Here is a 17,501-nt window from a genome sequence, read left to right on the forward strand (position 1 = left end):
CCGCCCCGCCTAATCCGCCCGGAACCGGGGGTTGCGCCTCTTCCACGCGTCGAGGTGGTGCTCGGCCTCGCGGAGGGCCTGGCTCTCCGCGGCGGCGTCCACCGGTTCCGCGGCACACTCCTCCAGCGTCTTCCTCATCCGGGCCACGAACTCCTCCCCGCGCTCGTTCAGGCCCCCACTGGCCAGCAGCGTGCCGGTGACCGCGTAGGCGGCCCGCCTCCAGCGGGCGAGCTCAACCCGCGCCCGGAAGGCCTCCTCGTCCCGCTCGAACCGGTGCTGCCTCCGCCAGAACTCCGCCACCCCGAGATAGGCGTACGACCCCTGCAGCAGGCCGTAGACGGGGCGCGGGTCGTCCCGCCAGGGCGCGTAGTAGCGCCTGCCGTCGTCCGGCAGGGTCAGCGGGATCACCTCGGTCAGCGCGGTGAGCTTGGCGTGCTGGATCTCGTGCGCGAACGTGGCGGCGAGTCCCACGCCGTGCCACGGGTCCGACATGGCGATGGTCCCGAACGTCTCGCGCGAGGAGGCGCTGTTCTGTCCCCTCTCCGGCGCCTTGACGGGGGTGAGCACCGACACCGCGGAGCTCACCTCCTCCGCCACGGTCCCGTGGTGGGCGGCCAGGACGCGCCACGCCTCCCGCGTGTGCGTCTCCCACGCGCGAAGCCGCTCGCGCTCCAGCCGCGGCTCCACGACGTCCTCCGCCGACCACCGGTACGGGTCGAGGTCGTCGACGACCAGGTCGAATCCCATGGTCACCCGGAGCCTGTGCAGCGCCTGCCAGCCGGGCCGGTCGCCGGAGGGGTGGACGCGGACCGTCAGGCCGCAGGCGTCGAGTTCGGCGCCGTCCCCGTCCGGCCTCACCGTGACGTCGGCCGCGTCTCCCGCGCCGCCGGGCAGGACGAGGCGCCCCAGGGACGGCAGCATGATCGCGCCGTCGCGGACGGGCAGCCGGACGCGGCAGGCGGTCCGCGCCCGCACCGCGGCCACCGCGGCCAGCGCGCCCAGTTGCGCGGGGTCGTCGTGCGTGCCGTTCCCGCTCCTCAGGGACCGGTAGGTCCGCCACGCCCACGCCCCCACCGCCGGGTAGCGCAGCACGCGCTCGACCTCCTCGCCCGCCTCCCCCTCCAGGTCCGCCAGGAGGTCGTAGGCACGAGCCGCCAGGGCGGCGCCGGGATGCCCCGCCGATCGCGCCTCGGTCGCGACACCGCGTACCAACAGCCTGTTCTTGACGCGCTGGACCGCGCTCAGCTCGGCCACGGCCTCGGCTCCCCCCTCGCCGGCCGCCAGCGTGAGAACCGTCGTGCCGGACACTCCCTGCGAACCGAGCCTCATCGACTTCCCTTCAGCCGGGCGACATCTCTCGCGAAGCTTGTACGAATGTGGGTGATCAGCCGGTAGAGGTCCGGACAGTAGACCGAGGGCCCCTTGAAACCGGCGGCCTCGCTGTACCTGTGCGCGTACAACCCGCCACCGCAGACCGAACGGATGTCGCAGGCCAGGCAGACGGGAGCCAGCGCGAGCTCGCCGATCTGCCGGGCGGCCATGGCGGGGTGCCTGAGCGCGACGTCGAACGAGTCGCGGAGCAGATGCAGGCGCGTCGCGGCCGCCCCGTGGTAGCTGGACTTCAGGATGTCCGACTGCTCGATGCTGCCGTCGGTCTCCACGACGGCCATCCGGGCGGGAGAGAGTCCCACCGTCTCGCTGCGCGAGGCGCCTCCCGCCAGCAGGCGCATGATCTCGCGGAACAGCCGGATCTCCGTCTGGTCGGCGGCCGAGCCGTACCACCGGTCGAAGATCGGCATCAGCCAGTCGGCGTACGGCGTCGCCTCCGCCTCCGGGAGGCGGTACGGCGGCGGGGTCGACCAGTTGCCGTGCGGGAGCAGGAAGTCGACGGCCGGCGGGTCGAAGTCGAGGAGCGCCTCGTAGGTCGCCAGCGGATCGTTGCGGACGTCGATGGTGCACAGCAGGCCGCTGAACAGGTGGTGGAAGGGGCCGGTGGTCAGCCTGCGGAGCGAGTCCGCGACGATCGCGTGGCTCCCCCTGCCGTCCGCGTAGCGCCTGTGCCGGTCGTGGCCCTCGGCGTAGCCGTCCATGCTCACCCCGACGCGGATCTCCAGGCTGTCGAAGAGCCGCAGATAGGTCTCGTCCAGGCGCAGCCCGTTGGTCTGCACACCGACGCGGACGCGGGTCCCGACGTCGGCGGCGGCCCCCCTGATGGCGCGCACGGCGTGGGAGATGAGTTCGGGCCCGGCCAGCAGGGGCTCTCCCCCGTGCAGGATGACCTCGACCTCGGCCAGCTCGTGGGCGAGCGCGTGCTCGGCGATGCGCCTGGCCGTGCAGTCGACGATCGCCTTCGACATGCGCCGCGGCTGGGCCTTCCAGGACTGGTCGGCCATCTCGTAGATGTAGCAGTGGCGGCAGGCCAGATCACACCTGCTGTGGATCTTCAGGATGAACTGCCGGAAAGCCGCCGGCCGCCATCCCGAGTCCAGTAATCCCCCGACATCGAGCGTCGCCGGGAACACGCTTCGGGGTGAGGGGATTACGGGTTCAAGTTTCTCCGGCAAACGCGGCACACCTCTCTTGCGCCATTCCCTATCTGGCATGAGTTTGCCCCAATAGTCAAGTTTCAGCCTCGATAATACGTACCCTTCCCCGACATGATCACTGGTTTTCCCCTCAGCCTGGAACGGCGACCGGCCATCATCTATCGTGTAAACATCTTTCGGGCGTCACATAACGTGGTCTCAGCAGGGGGCTGATCAGCGATGCACGAGTGGCCGTCGACTCTCGATGTCGGAGAGCTGATGGCAGGCGGCTGGCGGCCGACTCCGTTCAGGCAGTTCATCCTGAAGATCCATAGCAGGTGCGATCTTGCCTGCAAATATTGCTACATGTACGAAATGGCCGACTCCTCGTGGCAGAGCCGACCGAAACAAATGTCACGGGAGATCTTCGCCGCCACAGCCGCGAGAATCGCTCAGCACGCCCACCGCCACAACCTGGCCGACGTGGAGCTCATCCTGCACGGGGGAGAGCCCCTGCTCGCCGGTCACGACGCGATCCGCGAGCTCGTCACGCTGGTCCGCTCGGCGGTCGGCCCCGGCACCAGGACCGCGGTCGGCCTGCAGACGAACGGCACCCTGCTCGACCTCCCCTACCTGCGGCTCTTCGACGAGCTGGGCGTCCGGGTCGGGGTGAGCCTCGACGGCGACGAGACCATGCACGACCGCGGCCGCCGCCGCGCCAACGGCCAGGGAAGCCACGCCGACGTCCTGCGCGCCCTCGGCCTGCTGGGCTCGCCCGCCTTCAGGCACCTCTTCAGCGGCCTGCTGTGCACCGTCGACCTCAGAAACGACCCGATCGGGGCCTACGAGGCGCTCCTCGCCTTCGACCCGCCGGCCGTCGACTTCCTGCTCCCGCACGGCAACTGGTCGGCGCCGCCTCCGGGCCGGGCTCCGGACACCGAGGCGACGCCGTACGCCGACTGGCTGATCCCGGTCTTCGACCGGTGGTACGCCGCGCCGCGGCGGCCAACCTGGGTCCGGACGTTCAACGAGATCATCCACGCGCTGCTCGGCGGCTCGTCGTCGAGCGAGCAGATAGGCCTGTCCCCGGCGGGGATGGTCGTCGTGGAGACCGACGGCGGCATCGAGCAGTCGGACTCCCTGAAGTCGGCCTACCAGGGAGCGCCGGAAACCGGGCTGCACGTGACCCGCGACTCCTTCGACGACGCCCTGCTCCTGCCCTCGATCGCCGCCCGCCAGATCGGCGAGTCGGCCCTGTCCACGACCTGCCGGGCCTGCCCGGTCTCCCGGGTCTGCGGTGGGGGCCTCTACGCCCACCGTTACCGTTCCGGCCACGGTTTCGCCAACCCCTCCGTCTACTCCCCCGACCTCCTCCGGCTCATCGGGCACATCAAGAAAACGGTCGAAGCCGACCTTTCGGCCCGATCGAAACGGCAGGGAAAGGGCACGATGCACCTACGTGAGCACCGGATCGCGGCCGGGACGTTCTCGGAACTCGCCGGCGGCGGTGGAGGCACCACCGCGGTCGCCGAACTCTCCGCGGCACAGCACAGCAAGCACGTCCTCCTCGTACGCGGGGTGCTGGAGACCGCACGGGCCAATGGCCATCCCGACAGCGCCGCCACCCGCCGCGCCTACGACCTGCTCGCCACCGTCCAGCGCCGCCACCCCGAGATCGTCAACGCCGTCCTCCGTCACCCGTCGGTGGGCGCCTGGGCGCGCCGGACGGTCAAGATGCTCGACGCCGGCGACGGCGCCGCGGCTCCGGGACAGCTCGCGGCACTCGCCGCCGCCGCGGCGATCCGTTCGGGCACCACCTGCGAGATCGACGTGCCCGCGGTGGAGGGGGTGGTCACACTGCCGTCACTGGGGCAGGCGATCCTGCCACCGACCGTCTCGGCGGCCACGGTCGAGTGCGCCGCCGACGACACCGAGATCACGGCGGCCGGGACCATCGTCCGGATTCCCCACGACCCGCGCCAGGACGCCCCGGGGTGGAGGGGGCTGCGCTCGCTGTCCAGCGAGGCGGACGGCATGTCGCTCTACCTGGTCATCGACGATCTCGACCCCTACCGGATGCCGGAGACGACCAACATCGGCGGGCGTCTCAGCGAGGCCGAGACCGAGCGATGGCAGTCGACACTGCACCAGGCCTGGGATCTGCTGGTCCGCCACCACCGGATCGTGGCCGAGGAGGTGTCCACGGCGATCACGGTTCTCACGCCGCTGACCGCGCCCACCAGGGGCCAGTCGAGCTCGTCCTCGCGGGAGACCTTCGGCTGCGTGGCCCTGTCGACGCCGCCGGACGCGTCCTCGCTCGCGGTCACGTTGACGCACGAGACACAGCACGCGAAGCTCTCGGCCCTGCTCGACCTCGTCCCCCTGACCCTGCCCGACGACGGCTCCCGCTACTACGCCCCCTGGCGGGAGGATCCCCGCCCCGTGCCGGGGCTGCTCCAGGGCGCGTACGCCTTCCTGGGCGTGGCCGGCTTCTGGATGCGCCAGCGCGGCCTGGAGTCGGGGGAGGCGGCCCTGCGCGCGAACGCGGAGTTCTTCCAGTGGCGCGAGGCCTCGCGTCTCGTCACCGGCACCCTCCTCGACAGCGGGCGGCTGACCCCCGCCGGGGAGAACTTCACCGCCGGGATGGCGCGGCGTCTCGACGGCTGGGCGCGGGAGAGCGTGCCGGCCCGCGCGCGGGCCATGAGCCGGGAACGCTCGGACGACCACTACGCGCGCTGGCTCCGGCGCAACGGTTAGAGGGCGGGCGGGTCGAAGTCGAAGTCGAGCCGCTCCCCCCTCAGCGCCACCGTCGTGTCGGGATGGTCCTCGCCCAGCACCCGCCGGTAGCGCTCGAAGGTGTCGGCCTCCAGTGTCTCCGCCTGTGCCACCTCACCCAGTACCCGCAGGTCGACGACGAGGTTGTTCGCGCAGGCGAGGGTGAGCGGGTGGTCGACGCCCAGAAGCTCCCGCAACTGGGTCAGGGTCTCCTGGCCCAGCCGCCCGGCCTGGGAGACGTCTCCGCCGGCGGCGAGGTCACTGGCGAGGTTGATCGCGCAGGTGAGCGAGTAGTGGTGCTCGCGCCCCAGCGTGCGGTCGAAGCCCTCCAGAGATCTCAGGTCGAGCTCGGTCGCCTCCTCGACGTCTCCGTTGACCCGCAGCAGCAGTGCCAGGTTCATGTTGCAGCCGAAGATGAAGGGGTGCTCGTCCCCGTATCTCCGGGGGTAGCGGGCCGCCGTGTCGCGCAGCAGCTCCAGCGCCTCGTCGATCTCCCCTCTGGTGCGCTGCGCGTTGGCCAGGCACAGGGCGGCCGCGAGCGTGTCGGGATGGTCGCGGCCGAAGATGCGCTCCTCCAGCTCGAACGTCCGCTGGGCGATCTCGAACGCCTCGTCGATCAGCCCCGCCCTGCGCTTGGCGATGGACAGGTCCTTGGCCGCGCGCAGGGTCCTGGGGTGGTCGGCCCCCAGCTCCTGGACGCTGGAGTCGTAGGCGTCCTCGCCGATGTCGCAGGCCTCCGAGTATTCGCCCCGCAGCCGCACGATGCGGGCCAGGCCGTTCCACGAGGTGAGGATGGACTGCTGGCTCGACTTGGAATCGCTGGAGCGCTGCAGCGTGTACGCGCTCTGCTGCAGCTCGCTCGCCTTCCGGTAGTCGCCGAGCAACATGTAGTCGAGCGCCAGGTTGTTCATGGTCCGCAGCGTTCGGCGGTGCTTCGGGCCGAACAGCACCCGGTGCTGGCGCAAGGACTCCTCGTCGTGCTCCAGGGCGGCCGCGAAGTCGCCGCGCATCCTCAGGTCGCCGCCGTGGCTGTTGGTGAGCAGCAGGGTCTCCTCGTGGTCGGGCCCGAGGACCTCCCGCATGCGCGACAGGGTCCTGCGGTTGAGCTCGAAGGAGGCCCGGTAGTCGCCGAGCTCGCGCAGCACGATCCCGGAGTGCCGTTGCGCGGAGAGCACGTTCTGGTCCTCGTCGCCGCTGTCGGCCCGCCATCTCTCGATCAGGCGCCCCACGAGATTCCTCGCCGACTGGTAGCCCCCCGACGAGTAGAGGTAGCGCACGACGTCCAGGGCGAAGCGGCGGATGCGGGGATCGCGGCTGACCTCGACCTGCGCGGGAGTCACGTGGCTGAGCAGCTCCGCGTAGCGCGGCCACAGGACGTTGTCGTCGGGAAGGCCCGGTGACGCCGCCGCCAGCAGCAGGTGCACCTCGTGGCGGAAGGACGCGTGCTCCTCCTCGCTCAGCTCGTCACGCAGGAGCGCCTGGACCAGCCGGTGCACCTGGATGGTCCGGTTGTCGGAGTCGATCCTGGCCAGGGCGTAGCGTCCCAGCTCCTTGATGCCCTTGCTCAGCAGGATCGGGTTGTCGAGGAGCGGGCCGAGGCGCGACCCGGGCGCGAAGTCGTCGGGAAGCACCCCGAACACGTCACGGGGAATGGGATCCGGCCCGAAGAAGGCGCAGCAGCGCAGGAGCTCCACGGCCTCGGGCAGTTTCGCCTTGAGCTGGGACACCGACAGCGACCACGCCGCGGTCATGGACAGCGGGTAGTCCGACGCCTTGTTGGCCCCGAGCAACTGGGCCGTCTCTTCCTGCAGCAGCCGGAGATACTGCCCGACGGACATCCCGGTCTCGGTCTGCAGAGCACCCGCCTGCTCCAGGGCCAGCGGCAGGTCGCCGAGCTGCTCGGCCAGCCGGTTCCTGTCGTCGAGGCTGGTCGAGCTGGGCACCCGCTTGCTGAGGAACTCGATGCTCTCCGCCCGGCTGAAGACGTCGACGGGCAGGGTGTCGACCACGCTCTGCCAGGCGTGGTTGCGGGAGGTGATCAGGACGTGCCCGGGACCTCGCGGGACGATCTCGTTGATGTCCTCGGGCTGCTCGGCGTTGTCGAAGACGAGCAGCCAGCGGGAGTAGGGGTCGCCGCGGCGCAGCGCGTCCAGCACGGCCGCGGACGCGTCCTCCACTCCCATCGCGGAGGAGGAGGGCACCCCCAGGTGCGGGGCGAGCGCGGCCAGCGAGGAGCGCACCAGCATCGGCTGGTCCGCGGGAATCCACCAGACCAGGTCGTACTCGTGCCGGAAGCGGTAGGCGTACTCGATCGCGACGTGGGTCTTGCCGACGCCGCCGAACCCGTGGAGGGCGTGCGGCACCACCGCGGTGACCTCGGAGGTGACCCCGGTGTGCAGCTTGTCGAGGAGGTCTTCCCTGCCGGTGAAGTTCTTGTTCTGCTGGGGGATCTTGCCCCAGACCTGGGGCTGGCGTCCCGGTGACCGGGAAGATCCCGACGACTGTGAAATGGGCACGCGACCGCCTCCACTCGCCTGATTTGGGATCAGCCTAGACTCCCGGCCCCCGCAAGCGCATAAACGAGGGGGTCAGAGTCTTATGGCTACGCCCCAAAAGACATCACCGTCACATCCTAAAAAGGAGTATTATCCGTAAACCATACCGCCCCGTCTTTCAAATTATCTCCCGAAGCGCTCGCCTGACCATCGGAAGAGTGTAACGATGGGGCGGGGCGGGGACACACGGAGAGCCGGGAACGCGGGGGTGCGAGGGAGTCCGCATGAGCGATGAAGCCGTCATAGCCGACGCTGATTTCAGCAAAGGCCTGATCGACCTCACGGAGATGAACCTGGCCGATCTTGACGGGATCGGCGATTCCGTTCTCGGCCTCGCGCTGCGGGAAATAGTCGACGAAGATGACACCGGCCCGGTGGCCGGATTCGATTCGTTCATATCAAAACCTTTGTGACCACCCACCGATGTGCGACATTGGAGTGCGAGACTTACGCTCTTTGTCGACAAACATGGTGGAGCCGTGGACGACACCGACTGGGAACGTTTGATCGACCAGCTCGGCAGGGGTGACTGCGCCCCTTTTCTCGGAGCGGGAGCCTGCGCCGGCACCCTTCCCACCGGCACCGTCCTCAGCAACCGGTACGCCCTCCACTACGGCTATCCGTTCGCCGACGCGGGCGACCTGGCCCGCGTGATGCAGTACGGCGAGGCCGTGGTACGCGATCCGGTCGACCTCAAGGAGACGGTCTGCGGCCACCTGCGCTCGCACGGGCGGCCTCCCACGGGTGATCCCGGGGAACCGCACCGGCTGCTGGCCGGTTTCCCGGTGACGACGTTCCTCACGACGAACTACGACGACTTCCTGGCCGAGGCGTTGCGGGCGGAGGGCAAGGAGCCCCACGTGGCCGTCTCCCCCTGGTGGGACACCGACCCGGCCGCGGCCCCCTTCCTGCCGGAGCCGACGGTGGAGCGGCCCGTCGTCTACCACCTGCACGGAAGCTGGGCGGAGCCCGCGTCGCTGGTGCTGACCGAGGCCGACTACCTGACGTACCTTGTCAACATGGTGGACGCCGTCGCCACCGACGGGCGGCACCCGCTGCCGACCCCGATCCTGCGGGCGATGACCACCAGGCCGCTGTTGTTCGTGGGCTACAGCCTGCAGGACTGGACGTTCCGGGTGCTGTTCCACGGCCTGGTGCGCAACACGCCCCGCAGCAACAAGCGGCGGCATGTGAGCGTGCAGCTCATGCCCGAGGTCAACGGGTCGGCGGGCGACGCCGGGGCCGCCGAGTCCGCCGAGGACAAGGCCAGGCGCTACATCACCCACTATCTCGACCGCTGGAACATCTCGATCTTCCTGGGGACCGCCTCGGAGTTCTGCGCGGAGCTCCAGCGGAGAATGGGACGGAAGCCATGACGACCCCGACCCGCGGCGACGGGACCATCCGGCCGTACGTGGGGCTGCGCCCCTACGAGCGGAGCGAGCACGCGCTGTTCTTCGGGCGGGAGCGCGAGGCCCGCGACATCGCCACCATCTGGCAGGCCACGGGCCTCACCGTGCTGTTCGGGGCGTCGGGGGTCGGCAAGACGTCCCTTCTCCACGCGGGTGTCCTGCCGCGCGTGGAGCCCGAGCGCGCCGACGTCCTGCCCGTCGCCCGCGTGTCGCCCCGCGGCATCACCGCACTGCGCCCGAAGGTGACCGGCAACCCCTACGTGCTGGCGCTGCTGTCGGCCTGGGCTCCGGACCGCCCGCTGCCCGCGCTGGCCGGGCTGACGGTCTCGGACTTCCTGGCGGAACGCCCGGAACGCGTCGACAGGTACGGCGACCCCGTCCCCGTCCTGGTCGCCGTCGACCAGGCGGAGGAGCTGTTCGGCGGCCCGCTCGACCGGGAGGAGGAACGCCACGGACTCCTGCGCCAGCTGGCGAGTGCGGTGGAGGACCACGACGGCCTCCACCTGCTGCTGTCGCTGCGCGAGGAGTATCTGGCCTCCGTCCTGCCGCACGAGCGCCCGCTGGGCCGGGGCTCGCGGGCGCGGTTCCAGCTGCTGCCGCTCACCCGCGCCGCGGCGCTCGACGCCACCACGAGGCCGCTCGAGGGCACCGGCCGGCTCTTCGCCCCCGGCGCCGCGGAACGGCTCGTCGACGACCTGCGCACCGTCCCGATCTCCAACGACGAGGGACAGACCACCACTCTGACCCTGAACACCGTCGAACCGGTCCAGCTGCAGGTCGTCTGCTCCGCGCTGTGGGAGTCGCTGCCCTCCGGCCTCCGGGAGATCAGCGTGGAGCACGTGAACCTGCACGTGAACGTCGACCGGTTCCTGACCGGCTTCTGCGATCGGATGCTCGCGCGCGTCTCGGCCGAGTCCGGCGTCACCTCGAGCGAGATCCGCTCCTGGTTGCGCAGGACCTTCGTCACCGAGCACGGGACGCGCAACACCGTCTACGAGGGCCTGCACGAGACGGCCGGCATGCCGAACGCCGTCGCCAAGGCGCTGGAGGACTCCCACATCCTGCGGGGCGAGCACCGGCTGGGAATCCGCTGGTACGAGCTGCAGCACGACCGCCTCATCGGCTCGGTGCGCCAGTCGCGGCACCCGGCGGCCTATCTCGGCGACGCGAGGCTGGCCCTGGCCAGACAGGGCTGGGAGACGGCCCGCGGCCTCGCGGAGGAGGCCGTCCGCGCCGCGGGGAGCGGCGAGACCTGGGTGCGCGCCGAAGCCCTGCTGATCCTGGGAGAGGTGGCGTCGGCGGAAGGTGAGGCGGAGAGCGCGCTGAGCCGGTTCGAGGAGGCGGCCGGCATGTTCGCGACGCTCCAGCGGTTCAACGGGGTCGCCTCCGCGCTGACCGGGGAGGGACGGCTCTGGCTGTCACAGGGACACCACGACAGGGCGGTCGAGCGGCTGCGCGCCGCCCTGTCCTGGGTTCCCAACGACCTGCCCGCGCATCTGGCGCTCGGGCAGGCCCTGTGGCACCTGGGCCAGCCGCGCGCCGCCCTCGCCCTGCTCAACGGGGCCGTGGCGCTCGCGGACGAGCCCCCCGCCGAGGCGCTCGCGCTGCGCGGCGAGATCCTGGCCGACCTCGGAAAGGCCTCGGAGGCCCTGCGCGACCTGGACCTCGTCCGCAGGCACCAGCGGCCGGCCACGATCGCCGCCAGGGCGCTGGCCCTCGCCCTGGAGCGGCGGTTCGACGCCGCCCAGCAGGAGATCCTCGACGCGCTCGCCGACGGGTCCGACAGCGGTCCTGTCCTGGTGCGGGCCGCGCGCGTCCACGCCCTGCTGGGAGGGGCCGCGACGGCGGAGAGGCTCGCCTCGCGGGCGCTCGGCGCGGTCACTCCTGGACTTCCGCCGCATCTGCGCAAGCAGGCCGAGGAGCTCCTGCGGAGAACGGCGTGACATCGTCGCGCCTCGCCGCCTCCCACATGTGGTCGAACTGGTTCAGCCAGTAGGCGAACCAGCGCTCGTCGCGACCGCGGGTCAGCTCCAGGTGCATGCGCGAGGAGGTCGACGCGTTGTGATAGCCGTGGATCTCCACGATGACACGGCCCCTGGGGGTTTCCGGGTCGACGAGCACGAGGCTGAATCCCGGGCTGTAGGAAAGCAGCCGGTATTCGAACTCGCCCGCCGTTTTCCAGCCGCTCATCAGCCGGAGGCGTTCCATCGTGCTGTCCAGCGCGGCGGGGAGCCGTTGCACGGGAAACTCGATCGAATCGTCCAGCTGCTTCGCGGCCTGCCGCACGGCCGCCTTCTCCTGGGGGTCGAGAATGACGATCCTGACATTTCCTCGCTCCCGGGCGAGCACCGTGTTGCGCATGAGCTCGCAGGTCTGCGCCGACAGCAGGTTGACCGCGGACGGCGCGAAAACGCGCACGTCGCGCGCCTGGGCGAGCAGCGACGACAGCGGCACCACGTCGTACACGGAACGGTCGTGCAGAAGGCCGGCCGGCGACTCGGCCGGCTCCGCGGGCAGGGTGATCCGGTAGAGGAGCAATCCGACTCCGGAGAACAGGACCGCCCATCTGAGGTCGACGTCCAGCTTTTCAGCGAAGATCGAGAGAAATGCGAAAGCGAAGAGGACGACCGTGAGAGCGTACGCGTCGATGTGCTGCCGAGCCTTGAGATCCCTGCCGATTCTCTGGAGCAAACGCACGCCGACCCCCAGCTCTTCGGGCGCTGTCGAAATAGCCATGCATAGCTATGCCCATTGTCCGGGGTGGGATCTCGCGATTCTCGATCTCGTGAATTCCGGTCGGCCGGGCCCTCCGGTTGCGGAAAGGCCCGGCATCCGTAATCCCGGTCTCCGGCCGCACCTGCTCGGCCCGCGCCCGTCCTGACCGGCTTGACCGCCCTGACGGCCCTGCCCGTGAGCGGCTAAACGGTGGCCGGCTGGCGGCGGCGCTGCCAGAGGGCGTCGACGGCGAGGGCCCCGCCGCCGCTGAAGGCGACGGCCAGGGTGCCGGCGGCGAGGGCGAGCACGAACTCGTAACCGCCGTCTCTCACCGAGAAGCCGTTGGCGAGATGGACGAAGAAGATGGCGCCGAGCATGATGAGCGTGAGCAGGAGGCCGAACACGGGCAGGGCCGCGCCCAGGATGAGGGCGACGCCCCCGACGACCTCGGTGAAGGCGACCGCCGGTGCGGCGACGGCCGCGAGCGGGATCCCCGAGGCCTCGAAGGACGCGGTGGTCTGGGCCAATCCCGTCGTCAGGAACTTCTGCGCACCGTGAAACACGAAGATCACGCCGAGGGCGATCCTCGCAAGCAACAGGACGTACGGCCGTACTTGGTCAAGCATGTTGACTCCTCCTGTCATTCGAATTTGTACAAACCATAGCGGTTAGTTCAAATTTGAACAAGCCGTACAATGTTTCGGTGAGCGACACGAGATGGCTCAATGAGAGCGAGATGGCCGCGTGGATGGCCTATGTGGCCGCTACACACCTCCTGGAGCGCCGCGTCGAGGACCAGTTGAAAGCCGACTCGGACCTGACTCACGCCCAGTACGAGATCCTGGCGAAACTCTCCCAGCAGTCCGGCGGGCAGATGCGGATGACCGAGCTGGCCAACCGGCTGATCGTTTCGAAAAGCGGCCTCACCTACCAGATCGGGCAGCTGGAGCGGAGGGGGCTCGTCACGCGGGCGGCATGCCCGTCGGACGAGCGGGGCGTGCTGGCCGTGCTCACCGAGGAGGGCGTGCGCTGCCTGGAGCGGACCGCGCCGGGGCACGTGGCCGTCGTGCGCGCCTTCCTGATCGACCGGCTCACCCCCGAGGAGGTCGAGACCATGCGGCAGATCATGACGAAGGCCACCGCGGCCATGAAGGCGGCACCGGCGGGCCCGCTGCGCACCCACCGCCCGGGCAAAAGCCCAGGGTAACGCGCGGAACGAACCCGAGGGAGCGGTTCTCCCTTTCGGCCACGGAACCGCGGCGAAGACGGGAGAATCCGGTACGGCTCGCGCGGGGGGCATACCGCGCGAGCCGTACCGGATCACGGCCGCACCACCGGGTCAGGCGGCGGTGCAGCTGACCGAGGAGGGCGCACCGTTGCTCCCCGACCAGTTACCGGTGAACCCGAAGGACGCCGAGGCGCCCGGGGAGAGGTTGCCGTTGTGCGACACGTTCCGCACCGAGACGCTCGCGCCGCTCTGGGTGTGCTGCCCGTTCCAGAGCTGGGTGATGCTCTGGCCGTTGGGGAAGGACCAGCTCACCGTCCAGCCCGCGACGGCCGCGGTGCCGGAGCTCCGCACGGTCACCTCGGCCTGGAAACCGCCCTGCCAGGAGCCGACCAGCTTGTAGGCGGCCGTGCAGGCCCTGCCCACGCCCGGCGTCGGGGTCGGGGTCGGGGTCGGGGTCACGGTGGGCGTGGGCGTCGGGGTGGGCGTGGGATTCGGGGTGACGGGCGGGGCCGCCATGGCCAGGTCGTAGGCGCGCTGCGGGACGAACTGCCCGGCCCCGGCGATGCAGCCGTCGGCCTCGCCCGGCAGCTTGATCCACAGGAAGGCGTCGATCATCGAGTCCCCGGTGGCGTTGGTGCTCGGCGTGCCGATCGCGCGACCTGGCGGGTCGCACCACTCGCTGCCCTGCGGGCCGTTGCCGTTGCGGCTGGTGTCGATCACCGCGCGGAGCCGGGAGACCCCGGTGGCGGAGATGATGTTCTTGGCATACGCGATCTCGGTGGAGCTCCACCGGTAGTTGGAGACGTTCACGGAGATGCCGTCAGCGCTGTTCGCCACGTCCGCGGCCCTCAGGCGGTTGGCAGCCTCAGACGGCGACAGCCATCCCGAGTGCCCGATGTCGAAGTAGACCTTCGCCGAGGACGAGGCGGACTTCAACTTCTTGCCCGCGTACGCCATGGAGGCGTTGGTCTCCTGCTGCTGGGAGGAGTTCATGCAGTTGGTCATGATCGGGAGCACGTCGGGCTCCAGGATGATCGACGCCGGGCGTCCCTGGAGACCGGCGGCCACCTCGTCGACCCACTGCCGGTAGGCCGTGTGGTTGGGCGCGCCACCCGTGCTCGCGCCGCTGCAGTCGCGGTTGGGGATGTTGTAGACGACGAGGATGGGGATCTTGCCCGCTCCCTGCGCCGCTCCGACGAACGCCGACACCTGCCCGCGCACGGTGGAGGTGTTGGTGGTGGTGAACCAGCGGGCCTGCGGCACGGCGGCGATCCGGTCGCGGATGACCGGCGCCCTGGAGTCTCCGGGGTTGGCCGCGACCCACTTGGCGGCACCGGTCTCAGGATCGACGTAGAACGGGGAGTCGGCGGCGGACGCGCCGGAGGCGACGGCGACCGCGGCACCTGACGCGATCACCAGAGCCGCGCAGAGCGTGGCCAGGATCGACCTTCTTGGCATGGGACGGCTCCTTCGAGGGAGGCATGGGAGCGCTCCCACCATATGTGCCGCACCCCTCTCCGACGTAGTGGGCACAGGCGCCGCCTCACACCGTTACACGCTGACCTGTGCGAACGCCCCTGGCGTGCGTTGAAAGTTTCACTACCCCAGGCCCGTCCCGGAGGCCATGGCCTGGAGGCCCGTGGTCTGGAACCCTGGTTCCCTATGGCCCGGGCATCTGAGACCTTCCCCCACCCTCGCGACGCCCCCGATCGGTCGGGCGCCGGATTCATCCCTCCTTCCGCGGGCCACCCGGCCCGGTTCCGGACGTGGCCGCGCCGCGGACGACCGCGACGGTGAGGATTCCCGAGGCGACACGAACCGTGTCCGGCATGGCGCGGGACACGCTCAAGGCAGTGGGGGCGAGGACGGGAGCGTGGTTCGCGGGCAGGCTCTCGGCGCTCAGGGGGAGATGGCCCGCGGCGAGCCGTTCACGCGTCGCCGACGTGCTTCTCGCGCTGGGCGTGTGGGCGGTGTACGTCACCCTGGCCGTCCTGCAGGACAGGTTCTCCCCCCAGGGGATGTCCGTCCTGGCGTTCGCGTTCTTCACCGTCTCGTCGGCGGCCCTGGTGTGGTGGCGGCGCCGGCCGATCACCGTCGTGGCCGTCACCGTGGTCTGCGACTGCGTGATCGTCGTGTCGACGGGCTGGCAGGGGTACGGCCTGCAGGCGATGCTCGCCCTGTACGCGGCGGGCAGCCACGGCGCGGCCCGCCGTGCCTGGGTCGCGGCCGTGGCGGTGGGCCTGTTCTACCCGGCGGTGTCGACGGCCGTCCAGCTCGCCACCGGGACCGAACGCCAGGACTCCGGCTCCCTCGGGGTGTTCGTCCCGCTGCTGCTCGTCGGGCTGGGCAGGCTGGTGCGGCTGCGCCGGGAGACCGCCCGCAGGAGGCAGGCCGAACTCGCCGAGGAGATCGTACGGGCCGAGCGCCGCCACATCTCCCGCGAGCTGCACGACGTGGTCGCCCACAACATCAGCACGATGCAGGTCCTGATGGGGGCGGCGCGCACGACCATGGCCCGCGATCCTGGCGGGGCCGAGGCCGCCCTGCTCAGCGCCGAGCGCGCCGGGCGGGAGGCGATGGCGGAGATGCGGCAGTTGCTTCACGTGCTGCGCGCCGACCGGGTGGACGACCCGGCCGGCCCGGGGGCCGCCCCCGTGGACGGCGGCTCCCCCACCGGCGCGGGAATTGGCCTCCCCGGGAAGGCGGGTCCTCCCGGTGGACCGGGCTCTCCCGATGGAACCGGTTCTCCCGGCGGGACGGGCTCTCCCGATGGACCCGGTTCTCCCGGCGGGACGGGCTCTCCCGCCCGCAGGGCCGCGGCCCTGCCCTCGCTGGTCGGCCGGGCCCGCGAGGCGGATCAGCCCGCCTCCCTGGAGGTGACCGGCACCTCCGGCAGGCTGCCCGCCGCGGTCGACCACGCCATCTACCGCATCGTCCAGGAGGCGCTGACCAACGCGCGCAAGCACGCCGGGAACGTCCCGGTGAGGGTGCGGGTCGGGTACGAGCCCGCCGCGGTCGAGGTGGAGGTGATCGACGACGGACCCGGGACGGCCGCTGCCGGGAAGAGGTACGAAGGCCACTCCGGTGGAGGTTTCGGGCTGGGCGGCATGGCCGAACGTGTGGCACTCTGCGGTGGGCGGCTGGAGACGGGCCCCCTGCCGGGCGGGGGCTTCCGGGTCCACGCGCGGTTGCCTCTCCCCGTGCTGGGGACGGACGGACGGCGAGACGCCGGCGAAGGCCCGGCCGGCCGGGAAGCGGCCGGCCGCCCCCCGGCCGCGAGCAGGCCGATCGAGCGGGAGGCGGCGGAACGGGAAGCGACCGTACAGGAAGAACCCGGACGGGAACCCGCCGAACGGGAGGGGGAGACATGATCAGGGTGCTGGTCGTCGACGACCACGCGCTGGTGCGCTCCGGCTTCCGGATGATCCTGAACGCCCAGGACGACCTCTCCGTGGTGGGAGAGGCGGGCGACGGCGAGGAGGCGCTCGCCCTCGCCCGCGACCTGCTGCCCGACGTGGTGCTGATGGACCTGCACATGCCGGAGGCCGACGGCGTCACCGCCACCGGGCGGATCACCGCCGAGCTGCCCGGCGTGCGCGTGCTCGCGCTGAGCACCTTCGACCTGGACGAGTACGTCGTCGACGCCCTGCGCGCCGGGGCCTCGGGCTTCCTGCCCAAGGACGTCTCCCCCGAGGAACTGCTGGAGGGGGTGCGGGTGGTGCACCGCGGCGACTCGGTCGTCGCGCCGCGGCTGCTGACCCGGCTGATCGGCACCTTCGTCCGCGCCGTACGGCCCCGGCCCGCGACGATGCCGCCCGAACTCGCCGGTCTGACCGACCGCGAGCGGGAGGTGCTGGTCCTCATCGCGCGCGGGCGGTCGAACCCGGAGATCGCCGAAACGCTCGACGTGGCGGCCTCCACCGTGAAGAACCACGTGACCAGCCTGTTCGCCAAACTCGGCGTCCGCGACCGCGCCCAGGCCGTGGTCGTCGCCTACGAGGCGGGCTTCGTCACCCCGGGCACCACCGGCTGACCTCTGCGGCGCCTCCCCCGGGCACTGCCACGCCGCAGGCGACGCCGGCCACCCCCTCCCAGGCACACCGGCCGCTCCCTCCGGCATCCCTGCCGCGTTCGGGCTGCTCGCCACGACCGGGGTGCCGCCTCTCGAACACACCGGCTGCCCCTCCCGGGCACCGCCCGGCTCCTCGTCCCCGTCTGGGACCGTACTCCCAGACGGGGGCGCGACCGGTGCCCGGTTCCCAGGCGGGAAACCGTTCCCGGTGGTGAGGGA

13 protein-coding genes are annotated in these 17,501 nt (G+C 70.9%); 7 read left to right on the forward strand and 6 right to left on the reverse strand.

What is annotated here, in order from left to right; translation table 11 throughout:
* Nucleotides 1-9: 9 nt before the first annotated feature.
* Both ACTOQ1_RS01050 and ACTOQ1_RS01055 read right to left on the reverse strand, forming a co-directional pair.
* Nucleotides 10-1,329, reverse strand: coding sequence for an HEXXH motif domain-containing protein (locus ACTOQ1_RS01050; RefSeq protein ID WP_440063707.1), 1,320 nt, complete (start codon nucleotides 1,327-1,329; stop codon nucleotides 10-12).
* Nucleotides 1,326-2,522 carry an FxsB family cyclophane-forming radical SAM/SPASM peptide maturase gene (locus tag ACTOQ1_RS01055; protein WP_440063708.1) on the reverse strand — a complete coding sequence of 399 codons (1,197 nt, stop codon included), beginning with the start codon at nucleotides 2,520-2,522 and terminating at the stop codon, nucleotides 1,326-1,328. The genes ACTOQ1_RS01050 and ACTOQ1_RS01055 overlap by 4 nt, the downstream gene beginning before the upstream one ends.
* A gap of 282 nt (nucleotides 2,523-2,804) precedes the next feature.
* Between ACTOQ1_RS01055 and ACTOQ1_RS01060 the strand changes: the two genes are divergently transcribed.
* Nucleotides 2,805-5,282 (forward strand): FxsB family cyclophane-forming radical SAM/SPASM peptide maturase, encoded by a 2,478-nt coding sequence (locus ACTOQ1_RS01060; protein ID WP_440063710.1) that lies wholly within the window; start codon nucleotides 2,805-2,807, stop codon nucleotides 5,280-5,282.
* Here ACTOQ1_RS01060 and fxsT read toward each other — a convergent pair.
* Entirely contained in the window at nucleotides 5,279-7,816 is a 2,538-nt protein-coding gene (fxsT, locus tag ACTOQ1_RS01065) for an FxSxx-COOH system tetratricopeptide repeat protein (protein WP_440063711.1), read from the reverse strand. The two genes, ACTOQ1_RS01060 and fxsT, sit on opposite strands and share 4 nt — an antisense overlap.
* Nucleotides 7,817-8,079: 263 nt before the next feature.
* On the opposite strand from fxsT, the gene fxsA reads away from it, so the two are divergent.
* The 3 genes from fxsA to ACTOQ1_RS01080 all read left to right on the forward strand — a co-directional run bounded on the left by fxsA (nucleotide 8,080) and on the right by ACTOQ1_RS01080 (nucleotide 11,210).
* Nucleotides 8,080-8,268: an FxSxx-COOH cyclophane-containing RiPP peptide gene (fxsA, locus tag ACTOQ1_RS01070; RefSeq protein WP_440063713.1), complete on the forward strand. Its 189-nt coding sequence runs from the start codon at nucleotides 8,080-8,082 to the stop codon at nucleotides 8,266-8,268.
* Between the two features lie 66 nt (nucleotides 8,269-8,334).
* Complete coding sequence (locus tag ACTOQ1_RS01075) at nucleotides 8,335-9,231, forward strand: SIR2 family NAD-dependent protein deacylase (RefSeq protein WP_440063714.1); 897 nt, start codon at nucleotides 8,335-8,337, stop codon at nucleotides 9,229-9,231.
* On the forward strand, nucleotides 9,228-11,210 hold the full coding sequence (locus ACTOQ1_RS01080; protein ID WP_440063716.1) for a tetratricopeptide repeat protein: 1,983 nt from the start codon (nucleotides 9,228-9,230) through the stop codon (nucleotides 11,208-11,210). Before ACTOQ1_RS01075 ends, ACTOQ1_RS01080 begins: the two co-directional genes overlap by 4 nt.
* Here ACTOQ1_RS01080 and ACTOQ1_RS01085 read toward each other — a convergent pair.
* Both ACTOQ1_RS01085 and ACTOQ1_RS01090 read right to left on the reverse strand, forming a co-directional pair.
* The gene (locus ACTOQ1_RS01085; protein ID WP_440063717.1) at nucleotides 11,146-12,003 is read right to left on the reverse strand and encodes a hypothetical protein; all 858 of its coding nucleotides are present in this window, start codon (nucleotides 12,001-12,003) and stop codon (nucleotides 11,146-11,148) included. The two genes, ACTOQ1_RS01080 and ACTOQ1_RS01085, sit on opposite strands and share 65 nt — an antisense overlap.
* Before the next feature lie 182 nt (nucleotides 12,004-12,185).
* The gene (locus ACTOQ1_RS01090; protein WP_440063719.1) at nucleotides 12,186-12,608 is read right to left on the reverse strand and encodes a DoxX family protein; all 423 of its coding nucleotides are present in this window, start codon (nucleotides 12,606-12,608) and stop codon (nucleotides 12,186-12,188) included.
* A gap of 77 nt (nucleotides 12,609-12,685) precedes the next feature.
* Here ACTOQ1_RS01090 and ACTOQ1_RS01095 point away from each other — a divergent pair, with 77 nt between their 5' ends.
* Nucleotides 12,686-13,189, forward strand: coding sequence for a MarR family winged helix-turn-helix transcriptional regulator (locus ACTOQ1_RS01095; protein ID WP_440063721.1), 504 nt, complete (start codon nucleotides 12,686-12,688; stop codon nucleotides 13,187-13,189).
* Between the two features lie 132 nt (nucleotides 13,190-13,321).
* On the opposite strand, the gene ACTOQ1_RS01100 is transcribed toward ACTOQ1_RS01095, so the two are convergent.
* Nucleotides 13,322-14,668 carry a glycoside hydrolase family 6 protein gene (locus tag ACTOQ1_RS01100; protein ID WP_440063723.1) on the reverse strand — a complete coding sequence of 449 codons (1,347 nt, stop codon included), beginning with the start codon at nucleotides 14,666-14,668 and terminating at the stop codon, nucleotides 13,322-13,324.
* Nucleotides 14,669-15,039: 371 nt separating this feature from the next.
* On the opposite strand from ACTOQ1_RS01100, the gene ACTOQ1_RS01105 reads away from it, so the two are divergent.
* Both ACTOQ1_RS01105 and ACTOQ1_RS01110 read left to right on the forward strand, forming a co-directional pair.
* Nucleotides 15,040-16,581, forward strand: a complete 1,542-nt coding sequence (locus ACTOQ1_RS01105) for a sensor histidine kinase (RefSeq protein ID WP_440063724.1) — start codon at nucleotides 15,040-15,042, stop codon at nucleotides 16,579-16,581.
* On the forward strand, nucleotides 16,578-17,243 hold the full coding sequence (locus tag ACTOQ1_RS01110) for a response regulator (protein ID WP_440063726.1): 666 nt from the start codon (nucleotides 16,578-16,580) through the stop codon (nucleotides 17,241-17,243). The genes ACTOQ1_RS01105 and ACTOQ1_RS01110 overlap by 4 nt, the downstream gene beginning before the upstream one ends.
* Nucleotides 17,244-17,501: the final 258 nt, after the last annotated feature.

Source organism: Streptosporangium sp. OZ121 (genome assembly GCF_051918885.1).
GTDB lineage: Bacteria > Actinomycetota > Actinomycetes > Streptosporangiales > Streptosporangiaceae > Streptosporangium.